General features: G+C 70.3%; 21 protein-coding genes. 12 read left to right on the top strand and 9 right to left on the bottom strand.

Annotated features, from left to right (window positions below; genetic code table 11):
- Positions 1-20 precede the first annotated feature (20 nt).
- Positions 21-1,169, top strand: coding sequence for an acyltransferase family protein (locus ACFVR6_RS06900; protein WP_386960380.1), 1,149 nt, complete (start codon positions 21-23; stop codon positions 1,167-1,169).
- 175 nt (positions 1,170-1,344) lie between these two features.
- Positions 1,345-1,632, top strand: coding sequence for a WXG100 family type VII secretion target (locus ACFVR6_RS06905; RefSeq protein ID WP_386960383.1), 288 nt, complete (start codon positions 1,345-1,347; stop codon positions 1,630-1,632).
- Positions 1,633-1,698: 66 nt separating this feature from the next.
- Here ACFVR6_RS06905 and groL read toward each other — a convergent pair whose 3' ends face one another.
- The 5 genes from groL to ACFVR6_RS06930 all read right to left on the bottom strand — a co-directional run bounded on the left by groL (position 1,699) and on the right by ACFVR6_RS06930 (position 5,667).
- Positions 1,699-3,318: a chaperonin GroEL gene (groL, locus tag ACFVR6_RS06910; protein WP_386960386.1), complete on the bottom strand. Its 1,620-nt coding sequence runs from the start codon at positions 3,316-3,318 to the stop codon at positions 1,699-1,701.
- 140 nt (positions 3,319-3,458) lie between these two features.
- Complete coding sequence (locus tag ACFVR6_RS06915; protein ID WP_386960389.1) at positions 3,459-3,659, bottom strand: cold-shock protein; 201 nt, start codon at positions 3,657-3,659, stop codon at positions 3,459-3,461.
- A gap of 145 nt (positions 3,660-3,804) precedes the next feature.
- A complete protein-coding gene (locus tag ACFVR6_RS06920; protein WP_386960392.1) occupies positions 3,805-4,377 on the bottom strand; it encodes a LytR C-terminal domain-containing protein in 573 nt (190 codons plus the stop codon).
- A 9-nt stretch (positions 4,378-4,386) separates the two neighbouring features.
- A complete protein-coding gene (locus ACFVR6_RS06925) occupies positions 4,387-4,647 on the bottom strand; it encodes a DUF3263 domain-containing protein (protein ID WP_386960395.1) in 261 nt (86 codons plus the stop codon).
- 9 nt (positions 4,648-4,656) lie between these two features.
- Positions 4,657-5,667: a DUF2332 family protein gene (locus ACFVR6_RS06930; protein ID WP_386960397.1), complete on the bottom strand. Its 1,011-nt coding sequence runs from the start codon at positions 5,665-5,667 to the stop codon at positions 4,657-4,659.
- 69 nt (positions 5,668-5,736) lie between these two features.
- Here ACFVR6_RS06930 and msrB point away from each other — a divergent pair, with 69 nt between their 5' ends.
- Positions 5,737-6,144, top strand: coding sequence for a peptide-methionine (R)-S-oxide reductase MsrB (msrB, locus tag ACFVR6_RS06935; RefSeq protein WP_386960400.1), 408 nt, complete (start codon positions 5,737-5,739; stop codon positions 6,142-6,144).
- 14 nt (positions 6,145-6,158) lie between these two features.
- On the top strand, positions 6,159-6,692 hold the full coding sequence (locus ACFVR6_RS06940; RefSeq protein WP_386961666.1) for a nitroreductase family protein: 534 nt from the start codon (positions 6,159-6,161) through the stop codon (positions 6,690-6,692).
- A gap of 6 nt (positions 6,693-6,698) precedes the next feature.
- On the opposite strand, the gene ACFVR6_RS06945 is transcribed toward ACFVR6_RS06940, so the two are convergent.
- Complete coding sequence (locus tag ACFVR6_RS06945) at positions 6,699-7,649, bottom strand: DMT family transporter (protein ID WP_386960403.1); 951 nt, start codon at positions 7,647-7,649, stop codon at positions 6,699-6,701.
- Positions 7,650-7,843: 194 nt separating this feature from the next.
- Positions 7,844-8,791: a LacI family DNA-binding transcriptional regulator gene (locus ACFVR6_RS06950; protein WP_386960406.1), complete on the bottom strand. Its 948-nt coding sequence runs from the start codon at positions 8,789-8,791 to the stop codon at positions 7,844-7,846.
- A 47-nt stretch (positions 8,792-8,838) separates the two neighbouring features.
- Here ACFVR6_RS06950 and ACFVR6_RS06955 point away from each other — a divergent pair, with 47 nt between their 5' ends.
- Both ACFVR6_RS06955 and ACFVR6_RS06960 read left to right on the top strand, forming a co-directional pair.
- Complete coding sequence (locus tag ACFVR6_RS06955) at positions 8,839-9,813, top strand: alcohol dehydrogenase catalytic domain-containing protein (RefSeq protein WP_386960408.1); 975 nt, start codon at positions 8,839-8,841, stop codon at positions 9,811-9,813.
- A 74-nt stretch (positions 9,814-9,887) separates the two neighbouring features.
- Entirely contained in the window at positions 9,888-10,166 is a 279-nt protein-coding gene (locus tag ACFVR6_RS06960; RefSeq protein WP_386960411.1) for a putative quinol monooxygenase, read from the top strand.
- A 37-nt stretch (positions 10,167-10,203) separates the two neighbouring features.
- Here the strand turns inward: ACFVR6_RS06960 and ACFVR6_RS06965 are convergent, their stop codons facing one another.
- A complete protein-coding gene (locus tag ACFVR6_RS06965; RefSeq protein ID WP_386960414.1) occupies positions 10,204-10,815 on the bottom strand; it encodes a GntR family transcriptional regulator in 612 nt (203 codons plus the stop codon).
- 237 nt (positions 10,816-11,052) lie between these two features.
- On the opposite strand from ACFVR6_RS06965, the gene ACFVR6_RS06970 reads away from it, so the two are divergent.
- The 6 genes from ACFVR6_RS06970 to ACFVR6_RS06995 are packed head-to-tail and all read left to right on the top strand — an operon-like array spanning position 11,053 to position 16,861.
- Complete coding sequence (locus ACFVR6_RS06970) at positions 11,053-12,147, top strand: hypothetical protein (protein WP_386960417.1); 1,095 nt, start codon at positions 11,053-11,055, stop codon at positions 12,145-12,147.
- A gap of 28 nt (positions 12,148-12,175) precedes the next feature.
- Positions 12,176-12,679, top strand: a complete 504-nt coding sequence (locus ACFVR6_RS06975; RefSeq protein WP_386960419.1) for a TRAP transporter small permease — start codon at positions 12,176-12,178, stop codon at positions 12,677-12,679.
- A 13-nt stretch (positions 12,680-12,692) separates the two neighbouring features.
- Positions 12,693-13,988 carry a TRAP transporter large permease gene (locus ACFVR6_RS06980; RefSeq protein WP_386960422.1) on the top strand — a complete coding sequence of 432 codons (1,296 nt, stop codon included), beginning with the start codon at positions 12,693-12,695 and terminating at the stop codon, positions 13,986-13,988.
- Positions 13,989-14,028: 40 nt separating this feature from the next.
- Positions 14,029-15,042 carry an asparaginase gene (locus ACFVR6_RS06985; RefSeq protein ID WP_386960425.1) on the top strand — a complete coding sequence of 338 codons (1,014 nt, stop codon included), beginning with the start codon at positions 14,029-14,031 and terminating at the stop codon, positions 15,040-15,042.
- Complete coding sequence (locus ACFVR6_RS06990; RefSeq protein WP_386960428.1) at positions 15,042-16,214, top strand: MFS transporter; 1,173 nt, start codon at positions 15,042-15,044, stop codon at positions 16,212-16,214. Before ACFVR6_RS06985 ends, ACFVR6_RS06990 begins: the two co-directional genes overlap by 1 nt.
- 20 nt (positions 16,215-16,234) lie before the next feature.
- Positions 16,235-16,861, top strand: a complete 627-nt coding sequence (locus ACFVR6_RS06995; protein WP_386960431.1) for a cysteine hydrolase family protein — start codon at positions 16,235-16,237, stop codon at positions 16,859-16,861.
- 40 nt (positions 16,862-16,901) lie between these two features.
- Here the strand turns inward: ACFVR6_RS06995 and ACFVR6_RS07000 are convergent, their stop codons facing one another.
- Entirely contained in the window at positions 16,902-18,536 is a 1,635-nt protein-coding gene (locus tag ACFVR6_RS07000) for an FAD-dependent oxidoreductase (protein ID WP_386960434.1), read from the bottom strand.
- Between the last annotated feature and the right edge of the window lie 5 nt (positions 18,537-18,541).

Below are 18,541 nucleotides of genomic sequence, written 5' to 3' on the forward strand. Positions count from 1 at the left end.
CCACCGATAGAGTCACCGTTGTGCTGTCTGGAGACTCCTCGATACGTGGCCGCCTCAACGGACGGGAGAACTCCCTAGGAGCCCTACGCCTCGCCTTTGCGGCCGCTGTCATCTTCTCCCACGCCTTCCCGCTCGGCGGGCGCGCCGGCGACCCGACCTCGCAATGGTGGAACGGTCAGGCGCACATCGGAGGCGTCGCCGTATTCGGCTTCCTGGGCATCAGCGGCTACGTCGTCACGAAGTCGGCCGCCCGGCTCTCGCCCGGTCGCTTCGCCTGGCATCGCGTGCTGCGACTGTACCCGGCCTTCTGGGTCGCGCTCATCGTCGGGGCTTTCGCGATCTCGCCCATCGTCTGGGGGCTGTCCGGCCGGGACATGGGCGCGTTCTGGGCCGAGCCGAACGGCCCCCTGAGCTATGTCACCCGCAACGCTGCGCTGTGGGTTCAGCAGTGGGACATCCACGACCTGTTCGCGCCGCAGCCGCTCGGTGTCTCTCCCAGCGTCTCGTGGTTGGCCGGAGCAGTGAACGGCTCACTGTGGACCCTCGCCTATGAGCTCATGTGCTACATCCTCATCGGAGCACTGGCCGCCTGGGGCGTGCTCCGCCGCGCCCGGTACATGATCCCGGTCATCGCCGGGGTGTTCGGGCTGATGCAGATCGCCACGCGCATCCGGCCGGGCGCAGCGACCGTCTACGTGCCATTGCTGGATGACAGCATGATCACGCTGGGCTGGGTCTTCATGCTCGGGGCCACCGCCGCCGTCTACAGCGCCAGCATCCCACTTCGCAGCCGGTACGCACTCCCCGCGGCGGCGATCGCCATCGCCACGCTGTGGCTCGGTGGGTTCCACGTGATCGGCATTCCCGCATTCGTCTACGCCACCCTGTGGGCCGGAGCCGCGCTGCCGAGGCTCTTCCACCACATCGGCGCCAAGAACGACTACTCGTACGGGCTGTATCTCTACGGCTGGCCGGTCGCGCAGGTGCTGGGGTTCGCAGGCCTGCAGGAGAAGATGTGGCTGTACATCCTTCTCACCCTCGCCGGAGCGGGTCTGATGGCGTGGTTGTCGTGGCACGGCGTGGAGAAGCAGGCGATGCGATTGAAGGACGTCCAGTGGGGGCACTTGCGCGTCCCGAAACGCACGGCCGCCGTCCCCACGCCCGCCTGACCTAAGCCTCGACATCGAGACGCAGCCGCTGCCCCGCATGTCACCTCCTGAGGCCTGACGCCTCCTCCCCCGCGCCATCGGATGCCGATCCATCCCCGGATGGGGGGGTGAGCGGCATCCACGCGTCGACGGGACGCCGTAGCGTCGCGTGCATCCGCTCGGAAGGGAGCACACCATGGCCGTCTTCTCCGTCGACAGCGACGCCGTCCTCACCGCCACCGCCGCCGTTCGCGGCACCGCCGATCGACTCGCGGGCGAGACGTCCGCGATGCTCGCCCAGCTCACGACGCTGCAGTCCTCGTGGACCGGCGGGGCGGCGCTGGGTTTCCAGGGGGTGATCGACCGCTGGCGCGCCACCCAGCGCGAGGTGGAGGCGACCCTCGCCGACATCAGCACGGCCCTCGCGACCGCCGGTCAGCAGTACGCGCAGACCGAAGCCGCGACCGCGGGTCTGTTCCGGTGACCCCCACCCGGAACAGACGAAGGGCCCCTCCGCGTGGAGGGGCCCTTCGCTCAGATTCTGATCAGATCAGAAGTCCATGCCACCCGTCGGGTCGCCGGCCGGAGCCGCGGCCTTCTCGGGCTTGTCGGCGACGACGACCTCGGTCGTGAGGAACAGACCGGCGATCGAAGCGGCGTTCTGCAGCGCCGAGCGGGTCACCTTGGCCGGGTCGATGATGCCCTGTGCGAACAGGTCACCGTACTCGCCGGTCGCAGCGTTCAGGCCGTGGCCGAGCGGCAGCTCGGCGACCTTGTTGGCGACGACGCCGGGCTCGAGGCCCGCGTTGAGGGCGATCTGCTTCAGCGGAGCCTGGATCGCGACGCGAACGATGTTCGCACCGGTCGCCTCGTCACCGGTCAGCTCGAGGGCGTCGAGCGCCTTCTTGCCGGCCTGGATCAGGGCAACGCCACCACCGGCGACGACACCCTCTTCGACGGCAGCCTTCGCGTTGCGGACGGCGTCCTCGATGCGGTGCTTGCGCTCCTTGAGCTCGACCTCGGTGGCCGCGCCCGCCTTGATGACGGCAACGCCACCGGCGAGCTTGGCGAGACGCTCCTGGAGCTTCTCGCGGTCGTAGTCGCTGTCGGTGTTCTCGATCTCGCGACGGATCTGGGTCACGCGACCCTCGATCTGAGCCGAGTCGCCGGCACCCTCGACGATGGTGGTCTCGTCCTTGGTGATGATGACCTTGCGCGCACGGCCGAGCAGGTCGGTCGTGGCGTTCTCGAGCTTGAGGCCGACCTCTTCGGTGATGACCTGACCACCGGTGAGGATCGCGATGTCCTGCAGCTGGGCCTTGCGACGGTCGCCGAAGCCGGGCGCCTTGACGGCAGCCGACTTGAAGATGCCGCGGATCTTGTTGAGCACCAGCGTCGCGAGGGCTTCACCCTCGACGTCCTCGGCGATGATGAGGAGCTCCTTGCCCTCCTGGATCACCTTGTCGACGATCGGCAGAAGGTCCTTGATGTTCGAGATCTTCTGGTTCGCGATGAGGATGTAGGGGTCCTCGAAGACCGCTTCCTGGCGCTCGGGGTCGGTGACGAAGTAGGGGTTGATGTACCCCTTGTCGAAACGCATGCCCTCGGTGAGCTCGAGCTCGGTGCCGAAGGTGTTCGACTCCTCGACGGTGACGACGCCTTCCTTGCCGACCTTGTCGATCGCCTCGGCGATGAGCTCACCGATCGAAGCGTCAGCAGCCGAGATCGACGCGGTGGCAGCGATCTGCTCCTTGGACTCGACCTCCTTGGCGGAGTCGAGCAGCTCGGCCGTGATGGCCGCGACGGCCTTCTCGATGCCACGCTTGAGCGAGATGGGGTCGGCGCCGGCGGCGACGTTGCGCAGGCCCTCGCGCACGAGCGCCTGGGCGAGAACGGTGGCGGTGGTGGTGCCGTCGCCCGCGACGTCGTCGGTCTTCTTGGCGACCTCCTTGACGAGCTCGGCACCGATCTTCTCGTACGGGTCGTCGAGTTCGATCTCCTTGGCGATCGAGACGCCGTCGTTGGTGATCGTGGGAGCGCCCCACTTCTTCTCAAGCACGACGTTGCGACCGCGCGGGCCGAGCGTCACCTTGACGGCGTCGGCCAGGATGTTCAGGCCGCGCTCGAGACCACGACGGGCCTCTTCGTCGAAAGCGATGATCTTTGCCATGTGTGTGCGTCCCTCCCGGACGTAGGAATGTCTTTAGCACTCGACAGGAGTGAGTGCTAAGCCATTCTGGCACTCACCCCAGGCGAGTGCAAGCCACGCCGGGCGCGTCGACACACACGGTCACACGTCCCGCGGAGGAGTCAGACCACGCGCACGGTCTCGGCCTGCGGGCCCTTCTGGCCCGAGCCGACCGTGAACTCCACGGCCTGTCCTTCCTCGAGGACGCGGAAGCCGTCCATCTCGACGTTCGAGTAATGGACGAACACGTCCTGCCCGTCGGCGCCGGTGATGAACCCGTAGCCCTTTTCCGCGTTGAACCATTTGACGGTGCCCTGTGCCATGTGAATCTCCTGTTGCTGTGTGACGTCGTCAGCGTAACCAGCAGTTCAGGGGCGGATTCGCGAATCCGGCAACTGTTGACGGGCGTGCACCGAAGTCTTCACACGCGCGTAACACGGCACCGCCCGTGGGCGATGCGACACAGGCTCAGGATGCCGGTGTCTCCGCACCGGCCGTGGTGCGGTCCAACCCCAGGACGACGGCGAGCTGGCGGGCCTCGGGGTCGTCCAGCGGCTGGTAGACCTCGCTCTGGGCGACCTCGGCCCCGCCGATCACCTCGGCCAGCGCGAGCGCGGCCGCCTCGTCGGAGGCGAGCGGGTAGTACACCGTCGTGGTGGCGAAGTCCTGCGACCCGGCGTCGCCGGCCAGCACCAGGTCGGCCGACCACCCGGCGGCGATGATCTCGTCGCGGGCGCGGCTGGCCAGACCCGCCTCGGGGGTCGCGTTGAGCACGAGCACTTCGTACGTGGTGTCGAGCACGGGGGTCACCACCGGTGGGGCGGCCACCGTGGGCTCGGGGGTGGGGAACAGTGTCACGCGGCCGGTGACGACGAGGGTGCCGAAGATTCCCGCGGCCACGAGCACGACCGTCGCGACGGCCGCCCACAGCAGCACGACCCACCCACGCATGTGGGGGTTCTCGGCCCGGTGGGCCCCGACGCGGCCGCTCGTGGGCGGAATCTGGTCGAAGCGATCCTTCGGGTAGGTCGTTTTCGGCACTTTGGAATGCTACCTGGCCACGCGCGGGCTCATCGCAACGCGAGCGCGCCGTGCCTGTTCGCGGGCATCCCGGATGCGCCGCAGCCGGGAGATCATCATCGGGTCGTACTCCAGCGCCTCAGGGGTGTCGATGAGTCTGCCGAGCAATTGGTAGTACCGCGCCGGCGACAGGCCGAGGTGGGCGTGGATCGCCTCCTCCTTCACCGGACCGTGGCGCGGCCATCCCGACTCGAAGTCGAGGATCGCGCGATCGCGAGGGGTCAGGGGCACCCTTCCACGTTAACGCGCCGGCGCGGCGTCGACCGCGCGCCACTCCAGCCAGCCGCCGAGCGGGTCCGCGGCGGCCACGATGTCGCCGTCGAGCGCGACGGCGAAGCCCCCTGGCCCGGCATCCGGGTCGACGGGCGTCGTCCACCCCTCGTGCAGGCGCGGGTCGTCGATGGTGACCCAGCGGCCTGCGGCGCGGGCCGCGGCGATCGCCTCGTGGCGGCGCGCCCAGGGCAGGTACGCCAGTACTCCCGGGGTGGTCACCACGAGCGTCGCCTCCGGCGGCGCGAGCGCGGCGACGGAGGCGATGGCATCCGCAGCGTCGCCGGCGACGAGGAGCGCCGGGTCGGCGGCCGCGATGTCGAGCGCCGCACCGACGCGTTCGGCGCGCCCCTCCTCCCCCGGCCACACGAGGCCCGTGAGCCAGGCGCGCGTCTGCGGATCGGTCGGGTCGAGGGGGTCGAGGTCGATGCCGGCACGCCAGATCACCTGGGGCAGCGCCAGCGGCGGCATCCGTTCGCCGCGCAGGTCGCAGTGCAGCGTCACCGGCGACGGCCCGTCGGCGGGCTCGAGCGCCAGCACCTCACCATCGGGACGGTGGTAGCGGTAGCCGTAGCGATCGGGGTAGAGGCACAGCCCGGCGCTGGCGCCGACCTCGAGCAGGGCGATGGGGCCGTCGATGAGGGCGAGCGCCGGCAGCAGGGCGGCGCACCGCAGCGCCTCGTTGGTCTGCACGCTGCGCCTGCCGCACTCGGCCACCACCGCGTCGGCGTGCGCGAGCAGCCACGACGCCCACGCCGGGTAGTCGCTTTCGGGCGCGCCGAGCAGGCGGGTGACGGCGAAGACGAGCGGCGGCTGGCGATGCGAGGCCGGGATGCCGGCGAGCACCGCCTGCACGGCAGGGTCGGCCGCGACGCCCGCGGCCCAGGCGCCGTACAGCTCCGATCGCCCCGGCGCCTCGTCGCGGGCGAAGCGCGCGAAGCGGTCGCGGACGGCGGTCGCGGCATCCGGCTCTGAACTCACCCACCGATTGTCCCCGATCGGAACACACCACCGGTGCGTCGGGTTGAATAGGGACAGAAGGAGTCGAACATGACCTACGCAGTGAGCAAGAACGACGAGCAGTGGCGCGAGGAGCTCGGACCCGAGCAGTACGCGGTGCTGCGTGAGGCCGCGACCGAGCGGCCGTGGACCGGCGAACTGCTCGACGAGAGCCGCGCCGGCCTGTACGCCTGTGCCGCGTGCGGTGCGGAGCTGTTCCAGAGCGGGACGAAGTTCGATTCGCACTGCGGGTGGCCGAGCTTCTACGAGTCGGTGCGCCCCGAGGCTGTCGAGCTGGTCGAGGACAACGCCCACGGCATGGTGCGCACCGAGGTGCGCTGCGCGAACTGCGGCTCGCACCTGGGGCACGTCTTCCCCGACGGCTTCGGCACCCCCACGGGGGATCGGTACTGCATGAACTCGATCGCCCTGCAGTTCACCCCAGAGGATGCCGGGTGAGCGCACTCGAGGCGATGCGGCGCCGTCGGTCGCTGTCGAAGGTGACCGACCACGCGCCCTCCCACGAGGAACTGCTGGAGCTCGTCGGCGCCGCGGGCCGCGTCGCCGACCACTCGGAATTGAAGCCCTGGCGTCTCATCGAGCTGCGCGGCGACGACCGCGAGACGCTCGGCCGGGCGATCAACAAGGCGTCCGGCGAAAAGGGCGTCTCCCCCAAGCCGCTGCGCGCTCCGCTGCTGGTGGCCGTGGTCTCCAGCTACCGCAAGAGCGACAAGGTGCCCCGGTGGGAGCAGGAGGCGGTGGCATCCGGAGTCGCCCATGCCCTCAGCCTGCTGCTGGACGAGGCGGGGTGGGGCGTCATCTGGCGCACCGGCCACTACACCCGCGCGAAGGCCGTCGCCAAGGCGCACGGGCTGCGCAAGAACGAGGAGCTGCTGGGCTGGCTGTACGTCGGCGGCAAGCCCGAGCGCACCCGCGAATCCCGCGACAAGGTCATCGACGCCGCGGCGTTCGTCAGTCGGATGCCGCAGCCCAAGAAGGCGCTTTAGCCCGCGTCAGCGTGCGCGGCGACGCCGCCACGGCACGGCGGCGACCACGACCGAGGCGAGCGCGACGGCCACCATCGCCAGCGCCGTCCCGGTGCCCGGTCCCGCCGGTGCCGGCCACACGAGGTCGAGCACGACGGATGCCGCCAGCTGGCCGGCCACCGAGGCGAGGCCGAGCAGCAACACTCCGGTGTGCACGACGAGCGCGGCCGACAGGAAGATGTAGAAGACCCCGAGCGCCCCGCCGACGTACAGCCAGGGCTCCGTCGGCAGCGCCGCGGGGGCGCCGACCAGGGCGACGTGCACGCCGGCGGCGATCAGCAGGCAGAGCGATCCGCCGATGAAGTTGACGAGCGTCGCGGTGAGGGGCGTTCCCACCCGCTGGCGCAGGCGGCCGTTGGTCGCCTGCTGCCACGCGATGCCGACGCCGGCCGCAAACGGCAGCACCAGCATCCACAGGGGCGCATCGACCGCGCCGCCGGTGAGCGCGATGCCGACGGCGGCGAGGGCGAGCACGCCGCCGAGCACGCGCCCGGTGGTGACCGCGACGACCCCGGACGGGCCGTAGCCGAGCCGGTCGAGCACGAGACCGCAGATGGTCTGACCGGCCACGACCCCGACGGTGAACAGCGCCACCCCGATGATGCCGACGGCCAATCCCTGCGTCGCGACGGTGAGGGCTCCCGCGGCGCCGCCGCACAGCATCCAGAAGGGGATCCGCCGCTCGCGCACACCGGATGCCAGCCGCGCGAAGCCGGCGCGGCCGCCCGGCAGGGCGAGCGAGATGACAGTGAGGAGGACGAGGCCCGAGGCGAAGGAGATGAAGGCGGCGACGAAGCCGTCCTCCAGACGCACGCCGAGCTGCCCGTTGACCCTGGCCTGCACGGCGGTCATCACACCGATGAGCGCTGCGCCGCCCAACGCCACCCAGACGGGCAGGCGGCGGGACTCGGTGGGCACTCGCGGAAGTCTAGTCGCGCCCCGTTCCCCCGCCGCTCCCGAGTGAGTATTCGCGCTGCCGAGTGAGTATTCGCGCTGCCGAGTGAGTACTCGCACTGCCGATTGCGTACTCGTCGCCAATGCTCACTCGGAGGCCCGAATGCTCACTCGCGACCCCGAATACTCACTCGCAGGCTCGAATGCTCACTCGCGGGCTATGCGGTCTCGCGGATTACCACCTGCGACGGACTGTGGTGCCAATGCCCGGGATCGAGACCCAGGGCGATGCGTGCCGCCCGCCTGCCGTAGCTCTCGGCGTCGATGCGGAAGGTCGTCAGCGCCGGCCGCCACAGCCGGGCCAGCTTGCCTTCGTCGAATCCGATGACGGCGAGGTCGTCGGGCGCTCTCAGGCCCGTCGCCGCCATCGCCGCCAGCACCGCGATGGCCACGTCGTCGTCGTACGCGGCCACGGCCGTCACCGCCGTGTGCCGCGCAAGCCGGTCGACCTCGCGACACCACGCGTCATGATCGTCGTCGGCGTCGAGCCGCACGATCGAAAGCTCCAGGCCCAGTGCGTCCGCCGCGCGGGCCGACTGCGCCTCCCGGATGCGGGTGAGTTCGGTGGCCGGGGTGAGCGAGGCGAACGCGATCTGGCGGTGCCCGCGGTCGGCCAGGTAGCGCAGCTGCTGGCTGGATTGGAAGGCGAATCCCACATGAGCGCCGCCGACCTCGCCCGACACGCGATCGTCGGCGACGCTGTCGGACAGGAGTGAGGCGAGGTCCAGCACTGCCCGCGGGGCGACCGCGTCGAGTACCTCGCGGGGTACCGCACCTCCGGCCGACTCGGTGGGAGTCGTCACGATGAGGGCGTGGCCGAGGGCGCGGAGCTCACCTGCCATGCCGCGGATGAACCCGTTGAGGCTCTCCCCGATCACGACCGGGCCGGTGTTGAAGATGACGACCCGCGCCGTCCCCTCCCGCAGGGTGCGCGCCACGGCGTGCGGCAGATAGCCGAGCCTGGTCGCGGCCTCGCGCACCCGCTCGCGGGTGCCGTCGCGGATGGTCTGGCCCGGCGTCTCGTTGAGCACGTAGCTCACGGTCGCCGTCGAGACGCCCGCCTCCCGCGCGACGTCACGGATGGTCGGCCGACTCGCACCCCGCATGCCGAAAAGTTATCACTTAAACGATTAAGTGCCTAGCCTGAAAACGGGTGCGCTTCCGGCGCGCCGCGAAGAAGAAGGAGCACCAGATGAAGGCATGGCAGTACGAGGGCGACCGCAAGCCGATCGCACTCAACGAGGTTCCCGAAGCGACGGCAGGACCGGGCGAAGTCGTCATCGACGTCAAGGCGGCGGGCCTGTGCCACAGCGACATCATGTACATGGAGCTGGGTGACGCCGTCATGCCGTTCCTGCCGATGACGCAGGGGCACGAGAACGCCGGCGTCATCAGTGCCATCGGCGAGGGCGTCACCGGATGGAGTGTCGGCGATGTCGTCGGCGTGTGCTCGTCCGGGGAGCGCCCTCCGGCGGGCATGTTCACCCACGGCGGGTTCGCCGACCAGCTGGTGGCCAACGCCGCCGACCTGGCCCGGGTGCCCGAGGGCCTCGACCTCGCCCTCGCCGCGCTCGCCACGGATGCCGGCATGACCTCGCACCACGCGATCATGAAGACCGGCGGCGCGACCGCGGGCATGAAGGTCGGCGTCATCGGCTACGGCGGCCTCGGGCAGATCGGCACCCGCGCGGCGGTTCTCGCCGGCGCCGAGGTGCACGTCGCCGAGGTGAAGGAAGACGTGTGGCCGCTCGCGCTGGCCGCCGGCGTCGCCGGTGTCGTGAAGGATGCCGATGAGTGGGCGGGCCAGAACTTCGACCTCGTCGTGGACTACGCCGGATTCGACACCACCGCCAAGGCACTCGCCGCCGTGCGCCGTGGCGGCACCGCGGTGCAGGTGGGGCTCGGCAAGCCGACGTTCACCGTGCCCACCAACGCGATCCTGGGCAAGAACCTGCTCGGTTCGCTCGGCGGCAGCGTCGCCGACATCGAAGAGGTCTTCGCGTTGCTGCTGTCGAAGGAGATCGAGCCGGTCTACACCGAGATCGGTTTCGACGAGATCGGCGAGGGCCTCGAGCGCCTCAAGAACAACCAGGTCACGGGGCGTCTCGTCGCCCGCTTCGGGGACTGACCGCCCTGATCCCGACCGGCTGCCACCCACGGGTACGGCCGGTCGGGATCCTCTTCGGCGAATACGATGACGGTATGAGTCCGGTGCGCCTGAGCGGTCTGCTCGTCTGCGAGAACGAGGAGCAGGCGGCCGTCATCGCCGCCGAGCTCGGGCCGCATGTCACCTCCACGCGCGCCGAACCCGGCTGCCTCTCGTTCGAGGTCACTCCGACGGAGGACCCGCTCGTCTGGCGGGTCGAGGAACGGTTCGCGGATGCCGCGGCGCTGCAGGCCCACCAAGCGCGCACCGCCGCGAGCGACTGGGGTCGCGCGACCGACGGCATCGAGCGCCGCTACACCGTCGACGGCATCTGACCGGCCGCGCCTGCGCAGCCACTCCCGATCCGGCGGATCACTCGGCCAACAGCGCAAGTCGTCGGCGCAGCTCCGTCGACGGCGAGAAGTGCCGAGCCATGGTGGCCTCGATCCCCTCCGCGTCTCGACGACGCAGGCAGTCGATGATTTCGGCGTGCTCCAGATCGCGCTTGGCGTAGTCGCCACCGTCGGCGCGCAGCGCGGCTTCGAAGTAGAAGCGGCTGACATTGCGCAGGTTGGTGAGGATGCCCACGAGCGTGGGATTGCGGGTCGCCTCGATGATGATCATGTGGAACCGGTGGTTCAGCTCCACCCAGTCGGCGCTGTGCACCCCCGACATACGGGCATGAAGATCCTCCAGCTCGGCGACCTCGTCGGCGCTGATCCGCTCGACCGCCTGGCCTGCCGCATAAGGCTCCAGAAGCAGCCGTAGCTCGTTGATGTCGACGGCCTCGGCCGGGTCGAGCCGGCGCACGCGCGCGGCGCGGTGCGCGACCACCGTGATGAGGCCCTCGTTGGCGAGGTCCCGCATCGCCTCGCGCACCGGCGTCGCACTCACGCCGTACTCGCGAGCCAACTCCGTCTGCACCAGACGGGAACCCGGAGCACGCGCCCCTCCGTAGATCTCCGAGCGCAGCCGGGCCAGCACGCTTTCCCGGTTGGTCTGCGGGTTTTGCTTCATCGTCAACCCCGTTCTTCCCTCTTGATTCTATAGATCATCCCCACTCCGCGAAGGGTCTGCGGATAGTTCTGTTGCGAGATCGAATCAAAAGCGCGCAATTCCGCCATTTCCCGGAACCCCGCCGAAACTTTCAGGAAATGAAGCCTCCCTAACTTCTATAGAAGTTGATCCGCACCGCTTCGGCGGTCCACTGAGAGGCACCTCATGCGCAACAGACGTCACCTCATCGGAGTACTCGCTCTCACCGGCATCCTCGGCAGCTCTCTGGTCGCGTGCAGCAGCACCGCCGCCGCCGACACCGCCGACGCGCCCGGCACGACGTTCCGCACGAACGACTGGAACCCGCCCGCGCACCCGTTCAACGCCGACGGGTGGGAGCCGTTCGGCGCAGCCCTGGCTGAGGCCACGGACGGCGCGGTCGGCATCGAGCACTACCCCTCCGAGGGCCTGGGCGCCGTGGGCGACACCCTGACGATGCTCAAGAGCGGCATCGCCGACATGGCTTCGACGACCGTGGCCTACCACCCCGCGGAGTTCCCGCTGCTGCAGGTGACCGCCGGCGCCGCGTGGGAGACCGCGGCGCTGTCGGCCCAGGCGATGTGGGAGATGTGCCAGCAGGAACCGTTCGCGTCCGAGATCAGGGCGGCCGGCGTCGTTCCGATCGTGTGCACGTCGGTCTCGCCGTACGAGCTCTTCCTGCGCAACGCCGAGATCGGAGATGTCGCGACGGCCTTCGAGGGCCGTCGCATCCGCGCCACCGGCCTGCAGGGCGAGATCGTCGCTGCCCTCGGCGCGACCGCGACCACCGACTCCAGCACCGAGATCTACCTGCGCATGGACCAGGGCGCGATCGACGGGACGACGGCGGGCTGGTACACGATGCCCGCGCTGTCACTGGGCGAGGTCACCACCGACGCGACGCAGGGGCTCGCCAACTGGAACGCGGGCCTGGTGATGTTCGCGATGTCCGAGGCGAAGTGGAAGTCGCTGGACGAGGAAGTGCGTGAGGCGCTGCGCGAACTCGGCCGCGAGTACTCCCTCGCCATCGCCGAAGGCATCGACGCGGAGGATGAGAAGGCCAAGCAGGACACGGCGGAGCGCATCAGCGTCTACGAGGTCACCGAGGGCGAACGCGCCGCGGTGCGCGAGACCGTCTCGGCCGTCCTCGACCGGTGGGTGGCGCGAATGGCGAGCGAGCGCGGTCTCGGCGCCGAGGCGCAGGCGGCTGTCGACGCGCTCGACGCCCTGCGGGACATCACTCCCCAGCCGGTCGACGAGTGGACCCCGTCCACGTACTGACGTCGCTGCTGCGAGGAAAGGAACGCTCATGCTCGTGAACCGCCTCACCCGGTGGCTGGAACGGCTCGTCACGACCGCCGGCGGCGCGGCGCTCGTGGCGCTCATGCTGCTGTTCTGCGCCGACGTCATCGCCCGCTACTTCCTGAAGCGTCCGATCGACGGCGTCATGGAGATGACCACGACGCTCCTGCTGCCACTGGTGGTGTTCATGGGCATGGCCCTGTCCGTCCGCGGAGACGGGCAGGTGCGGCTGGGTGTGATCGTCGACCGGCTCCCGCCGGGCGGGCAGCGGGCGTTCCGCGGCGTCGCGCTGCTCGTCGCCGGGCTGTTGTGGGGGGCGATCGCCCTGGTCGTCGGAACCCGCGCACTGGAGTCGTTCCAGGCGGGCGAGGTCTCCACGGTCTCGTTCGGGCTGCCGGTGTTCGTGGGGTACGCGATCGTCGCCACCGGCTCGGCGCTCATGTCCGTCACGTGCCTGATCAACATCGGCCAGCCGCCCGCACCGGCAGATCCCACCGTCGACGGCGTCTGAGAGAGAACCCACCATGGAAATCGCCCTGTCTCTGATCCTGTTCGTCGTCATGCTCCTGGCCGGGATCCCCGTCGCCTGGACCATGGCCACCGCCGGCCTGGTCGGCGTGTTCCTGCTCACCGGAAGCCTGGACATCGTCCTCGGCCAGCTCGAAACGGTCGCGTACGGAGAAGGCACCAACTTCAGCCTGATCACGATCCCGCTGTTCGTCCTGTTGGCCTACGTCGTGCAGAACGCACGGCTGTCCAATGACCTGTTCGATGCCGTCGCGGCTTGGTTCGGCCGCCTCCCCGGCGGCTTGGCCGTCTCGAGCATCTTCGCCGGCGGAGTGTTCGGGGCCATGTCGGGCACGTCGGTGGCCTCCGCCACGGTCATGTCCCGCATGGCGGTCCCCGCGATGGACGCCCGCGGCTACAGCAGGGCGCTGTCCACCGGCGCGGTGGCGGCAGGCTCGACGCTGTCCACCCTGATCCCGCCGAGCGTGGTGCTCATCGTCTACGGCATCTCGACGGAGACCTCGATCGGCCAGCTCATGATGGCGGGGATCGTGCCCGGCGTGCTGCTGGCGGCACTGCTGGCCGCGCTCATCATGGTGATCGCGGTCGTGCGGCCGGGGCTGGCCCCGCGTGGCCCGCGCACCTCTTGGGAGCAGAAGCGACGCACCGTGATCGGCGTCATCCCCGTCGTGGCGCTCATCGGACTGCTGATGGTGTGCCTGTACACCGGCATCGCCTCCCCCACCGAGATCGCGGCGGTCGGCGCGCTGGGCGCGATCGTGCTGGCACTCGTGATGCGCCGGCTCACCTGGGGCGGCTTCGTCGACGCCGTCACGCAGACGTTGAAGGTCACCGTCATGATCTTCGGACTGTTCATCGGCGCCGGCTTCTTCGGGCAGTTCCTCACCCTCGCCCGCATTCCGCAGACGGTCGTGCTCTGGGTGACTGACCTCGGATTGGACCCCATCGGCATCCTGCTACTGGTCGCCCTCATCTACATCGTCGGATGCATGTTCGTCGACGAGATGCCGTTCATGCTGTTGACCTTGCCCGTCACCTTTCCGCTGATGACCGTGACGGCCGGTTTCGACCCGGTCTGGTACGGCGTCTTCTCGGTCATGCTGCTGAACATCGGACTCATCGCGCCGCCCATCGGCATCGTGACGTTCATCGTCGCCGGGGTGACCCAGACCAAGCTCGCCGAGGCGTACCGCGGCGCGCTGCTCATGCTGATCGGCATCGTCGTGGCGATCGTCGCGGTGACCGCCTGGCCGCAGCTCGCCACGTGGCTTCCCGACAGCATGCTCAACTGATCCGCCGCCGCCCCGCCTCCCCCAGACACGAAGGAATCCCATGACTGACACCCGCCCCAGGGTCGCCGTGCTGCTGACCGGCGGCACCATCGGCAGCGGAGGCCGAGACGAGACCGACCGTCTCGACTACGTCGACCTCGCCCTCGTCCTCACCGACGAGCAGGCCCTCCCGCTGTACCGCTTTCCCGATCACATCGACGTCGTCACGCGGCGGTTCACGCGGATGCGCAGCAACGACGTGGATCTCACCGTCTGGCGACGCCTGCGCGAAGAGATCCTGCGTATCGAGCGGGAGGAGCCCGACATCGTCGGCGTGGTCATCGCGCACGGCACGGCGACGCTCGAGGAGACGGCGTACTTCCTGCAGTTGACCGTCCCCACCGACCTGCCGGTCGTGCTCGTCGGGGCGCAGCGCCCGCCCACCGCGCTCGGCTCGGATGCCCAGACGAACCTGGCATCCGCGATCTGCCTGGCCGCCTCGCCCGCGGCGCGCGGTCACGGCGTGCTGGTCGCGATGGACGACCACATCCTGTGTGCACGCGACGTCACGAAGGCCGCGAACCACGCGCTCGATGCCTTCCGCGCCCGCGCGTACGGTCCGCTCGGCGAGATCGACGCGTACGGCGATGTCTGGATGTACCGCAAGGACCTGCGCGCGCACACCACGACCAGTGCGTTCAGGCACGTGCTCGAGGACCCCGCCGTCGAGCTCGCACCGACCGAGATCGTGCCGACGTGGGCCGGCTCCACTCCCCGGCTGCTCGAACGCGCGCTGGCCGACGGGGTCACCGGAGTGGTGATGGCGGCGCTGCCGCCGAGCATGAGCCCGGCACCCGTCGAGGCGGCGATCGATGCCGCAGCCGCGGCGGGGGTCATGGTCGTGCAGTCCAGCCGCGCCTCGAGCGGCCGGGTGCACCACCGCCGCGACTTCGATCGCCGCGGGTTGGTCTCCAGCGACTCGCTGTCGCCGCAGGCGGCGCGCATCCTGCTGAGCCTGTGCCTGACCGCCGGGTTCGACCTCGCGCAGACGCGCGCGGCGTTCGCCACGCACTGATGGCAACCGCACGCGCACAACGCGTCGCGATCGGCGCGCTCGCCGTGGGCGTCGCGGTGATGTCGGGGATCTACGCGCCGCAGCCGCTGCTGTCCGAGATCGCACGCGAGTTCGGCCGCAGCGCCTTCGAGGCGAACCTCGTGGTGTCCACGACGACGCTCGGCATCGCTCTCGGGGTGTTCCCGATGGCGGCGCTGGCGGCGCGGTTCGGGCGCGGTCGCTCGGTCGCGGCGGGACTGTGCGCGGCGGCGCTGCTGACGGCGGCCACCGCGACCGTGCCCGGCTGGGAAGCCCTCGTCGTCATCCGCTTCCTCGCCGGCATCGCCAGCAGCGCCGTGCTCGTGGCGGCGATCGTGTGGACCACCAGCGTCGTCGACCGCGCCGATGCCGCCCGCGTCGCGGCGATGTACGTGGCAGGCACGACCGCCGGCGGCATCACGGGCCGGGTGCTGTCGGGCATTGTGGCGGATGCGTTCGGCTGGCGCTGGGGCCTGCTGGCGGTGGATGCCGCGCTGCTGATCGCGGCGGCCGTCGGGCTGCTGCTCGTCCGGCACGCGGCACGGCGTCCCCCCGCGCCGGCAGCGGGGCACACCCGCACCGTGACGCCCCCTCCCGGTGCCCGCGCGCTGCGGTTGCGCCTGTACGCACTGGGCGGACTGGGCACGGCCGTGTTCGTCGGATTGTTCAACGCCCTGACGTTCCGGATGACCGAGCCCCCGTTCTCCCTCAGCCTCACCGCCGTCTCGCTGCTGTTCCTCACGTACCTGGCCGGCACGCTGTCGTCGATGCGCACCGGCATCCTGATCGACCGCCACGGTGTGCGCGGGGCGACGACGATCGGTGCGGTGATCGTCATCGTGGGCATCGCACTCACGCTGTCGACGATCCTGTGGGTCGTCATCGCCGGGCTGCTGGCCCTCGCCGCCGGTTTCTTCATCGTGCACGCGACCGCGAGCGGTCTGGTTCCCCGCACGATCGCCACCCCCACGACGGGGTCGGCCTGGTACACCCTCTTCTACTACGGCGGATCATCGGTCGGCGCGCTGGGCATGGGCCTGGCATGGGACGTCGGCCGGTGGCCGGCCGTCGTCCTGCTGGCCGGTGTGCTCGCAGCCGTCTCCCTCCTCCTCGCCTGGTCGCTGCCGCCGCGGCTGCTTCCCACCCTCCCCTGACCCCCATCGAAGGAGCTCCCATGTCCGATGCATTCACCGCCGCCGGTTACGGCGCCCGTCCCGTCGGCTTCGGCCGCAAGAGCGCGGTCGTCGTCGTCGACCTGCAACTGGGCTTCACCGGCGGCACCAACCCGATGGCGCAGAGCGCGCACGTCGACGCCGCCACCACGCGTGCCGGCGAGGTGCTGCAGGAGTTGCGCGCCCTCGGCGTCCCCGTGCTGCACAGCTTCGTCGCGTACCGCGGCCCGTGGGAGCTGGGGCACTGGAAGGCGGCTGCGAACCTCGCGGCGTTCACACCCGACAGCGACCTGGCCACCATCGACCCCCGCGTGCTCGCCCCCGCGGACGCCGTCGTCGAGAAGCGCTTCCCTTCCGCGTTCTTCGGCACCGACGTGGCATCCATCCTGCGGTTCTGGGACGTCGACACCGTGATCGTCATGGGATGCACGTCATCGGGATGCGTGCGCGCATCGATCATCGATTCCTTCTCGCTCGGGTTCCGCACCATCGTCGCCGAGGACTGCTGCGGCGACCAGGACGCCCAGGCGCACGCCGACAACATGCGCGACGTCGGGCGTCGCTACGCCGATGTGCTGTCGGGTGCCGAGGTGATCGCACAGGTGCGCGCGGCGGGCATCACCGTCTGAGGCGGGCGTCCGCCCTCGGTGCGTTCACCGGGGGCGGGCCTCACCCTGCCAGCGCGCGGTGCACGGATGCCACGGCGCTCGATCCCTCCCCCACGGCAGCCGCGACGCGCTTCATCGACCCGCGGCGCACGTCACCGGCGGCGAAGACGCGTGGGATCGAGGTCTCGAACGGCAGCGGCTCGCGTCCGAGCGGTCGCCACTGCGTCAGCGACTGGTGGGTGATGTCGGTGCCGGTGCGGATGAACCCGGCCTGGTCGCGGTCGATCGACTCCAGCCATGAGGTGGCGGGGTCGGCGCCGATGAAGCAGAAGAGACCGTGCGCGACCACGGGGCCGGCGGTGTCGATCTCGACGGTCTCGAGCGCCGTCTCGCCGCCGAGCCCGACGACGCGCGAGCCGGTATGCACCTGGATGCGGCCGTTCTCGGCGATGCGGTCGACGAGGTACGACGACATCCGCGCCTGCAGGTCGGGTCCGCGCACCACGAGATGCACGGGGCAGTCGTTGGCCGCGAGGTACAGCGCCGCCTGACCCGCCGAGTTCGCGCCGCCGACGACCACCACGGGCGCACCGGCTACCTGCTTGAGCTCGAGCGGGGTGGCGGCGTAGTAGATCGCGGAGTGCTCGAAGTCCTCCCACCGGTCCAGCTGCAGCCGGCGGTACGCCGCGCCGGCTGTGACGATCGCCGTGCGCGCCAGGGCGGTGCGACCGTCGGCGAGGTCCACGGCGACCTCGTCGCCGACGGCGCGCAGGCCCACCGCCTCGCACGGCGCGCACACCCGCACGCCGAACTTGATGGCCTGCAGCGACGCCTGCCCGATGAGGGTGCCGCCGCTGACGCCGAACGGGAACCCGAGGAAGTTCTCGATCCGCGCGGTCGCCGCCGCCTGCCCACCGGGGGCGACGGAGTCCAGCAGCACGGTCGACAGGCCTTCGGATGCCGCGTAGATCGCCGCCGCCAGCCCGGCGGGTCCGCCGCCGATCACGATGACGTCGGCGGTGCCCTCATCTCCGGGTTCGTAGCTGAGGCCCAGCTGCTCCGCGACGATGCCGGGGGTCGCCCGCACGATGGGCTCACCCTGGATGAACGCGATGGGCAGGTCCTCCCGCGCGTACTGGTGCAGCGGATGCGTCAGCGCCTCGCCCGGCGGCAGCGCGACGGCGGTGTGCACGAGGTCGAGCCGCTCGGCGAACCGGCGCAGCGCCAGGAACTCGCTCGTCCCTCCCGACCCGACGAACTTGAGCGTCATCGCGGCGGGACCGCGGCGCAGGGACTCCCGCCGCTCCCACAGCGCGTGCAGGATGATGTCGCCGAGCTCGTCATCGTCGGTCAGCAGCCGCCGCAGTTCGGCGCGCGAGAGCCTGCGCACCCGGCTCGGCTGGGTGGCCCGCGCCGAGAGGAAGGCACGCTGCCCGTTGAGCAGCCCCAGCTCCCCCGCGAACGACCGCGGACCGACGCTCGCGAGCACCACCTCCTCGCTCCAGCTCAGCGCGTCGCGCAGCAGCTCGATCTCGCCGTCGTCCACGAGGATCATCGGGTAGTCGCTCTCCCCGGTGCGGAAGACGTACTCCCCCGCGGGGATGTCCACGGGCTCCGCGCGGGCGGTCAATCGCGCCCACTGCTCGTCGGTGAGGCTCGGGGCGAGCCGCGGGTCGGTGACGGGTGCGGTGGTCATGGCGC

It is taken from the genome of Microbacterium sp. NPDC058021, assembly GCF_042885955.1.
Taxonomy (GTDB): domain Bacteria; phylum Actinomycetota; class Actinomycetes; order Actinomycetales; family Microbacteriaceae; genus Microbacterium.

Bases quoted from the DNA above. Each gene is read 5' to 3' on its own strand.
- ACFVR6_RS06905 (WP_386960383.1), top strand. From the start codon at position 1,345: ATGGCCGTCTTCTCCGTCGACAGCGACGCCGTCCTCACCGCCACCGCC.
- groL (WP_386960386.1), bottom strand. From the start codon at position 3,318: ATGGCAAAGATCATCGCTTTCGACGAAGAGGCCCGTCGTGGTCTCGAG.
- ACFVR6_RS06915 (WP_386960389.1), bottom strand. From the start codon at position 3,659: ATGGCACAGGGCACCGTCAAATGGTTCAACGCGGAAAAGGGCTACGGG.
- msrB (WP_386960400.1), top strand. From the start codon at position 5,737: ATGACCTACGCAGTGAGCAAGAACGACGAGCAGTGGCGCGAGGAGCTC.
- ACFVR6_RS06940 (WP_386961666.1), top strand. From the start codon at position 6,159: ATGCGGCGCCGTCGGTCGCTGTCGAAGGTGACCGACCACGCGCCCTCC.
- ACFVR6_RS06950 (WP_386960406.1), bottom strand. From the start codon at position 8,791: ATGCGGGGTGCGAGTCGGCCGACCATCCGTGACGTCGCGCGGGAGGCG.
- ACFVR6_RS06960 (WP_386960411.1), top strand. From the start codon at position 9,888: ATGAGTCCGGTGCGCCTGAGCGGTCTGCTCGTCTGCGAGAACGAGGAG.
- ACFVR6_RS06970 (WP_386960417.1), top strand. From the start codon at position 11,053: ATGCGCAACAGACGTCACCTCATCGGAGTACTCGCTCTCACCGGCATC.
- ACFVR6_RS06975 (WP_386960419.1), top strand. From the start codon at position 12,176: ATGCTCGTGAACCGCCTCACCCGGTGGCTGGAACGGCTCGTCACGACC.
- ACFVR6_RS06980 (WP_386960422.1), top strand. From the start codon at position 12,693: ATGGAAATCGCCCTGTCTCTGATCCTGTTCGTCGTCATGCTCCTGGCC.
- ACFVR6_RS06985 (WP_386960425.1), top strand. From the start codon at position 14,029: ATGACTGACACCCGCCCCAGGGTCGCCGTGCTGCTGACCGGCGGCACC.
- ACFVR6_RS06990 (WP_386960428.1), top strand. From the start codon at position 15,042: ATGGCAACCGCACGCGCACAACGCGTCGCGATCGGCGCGCTCGCCGTG.
- ACFVR6_RS06995 (WP_386960431.1), top strand. From the start codon at position 16,235: ATGTCCGATGCATTCACCGCCGCCGGTTACGGCGCCCGTCCCGTCGGC.
- ACFVR6_RS07000 (WP_386960434.1), bottom strand. From the start codon at position 18,536: ATGACCACCGCACCCGTCACCGACCCGCGGCTCGCCCCGAGCCTCACC.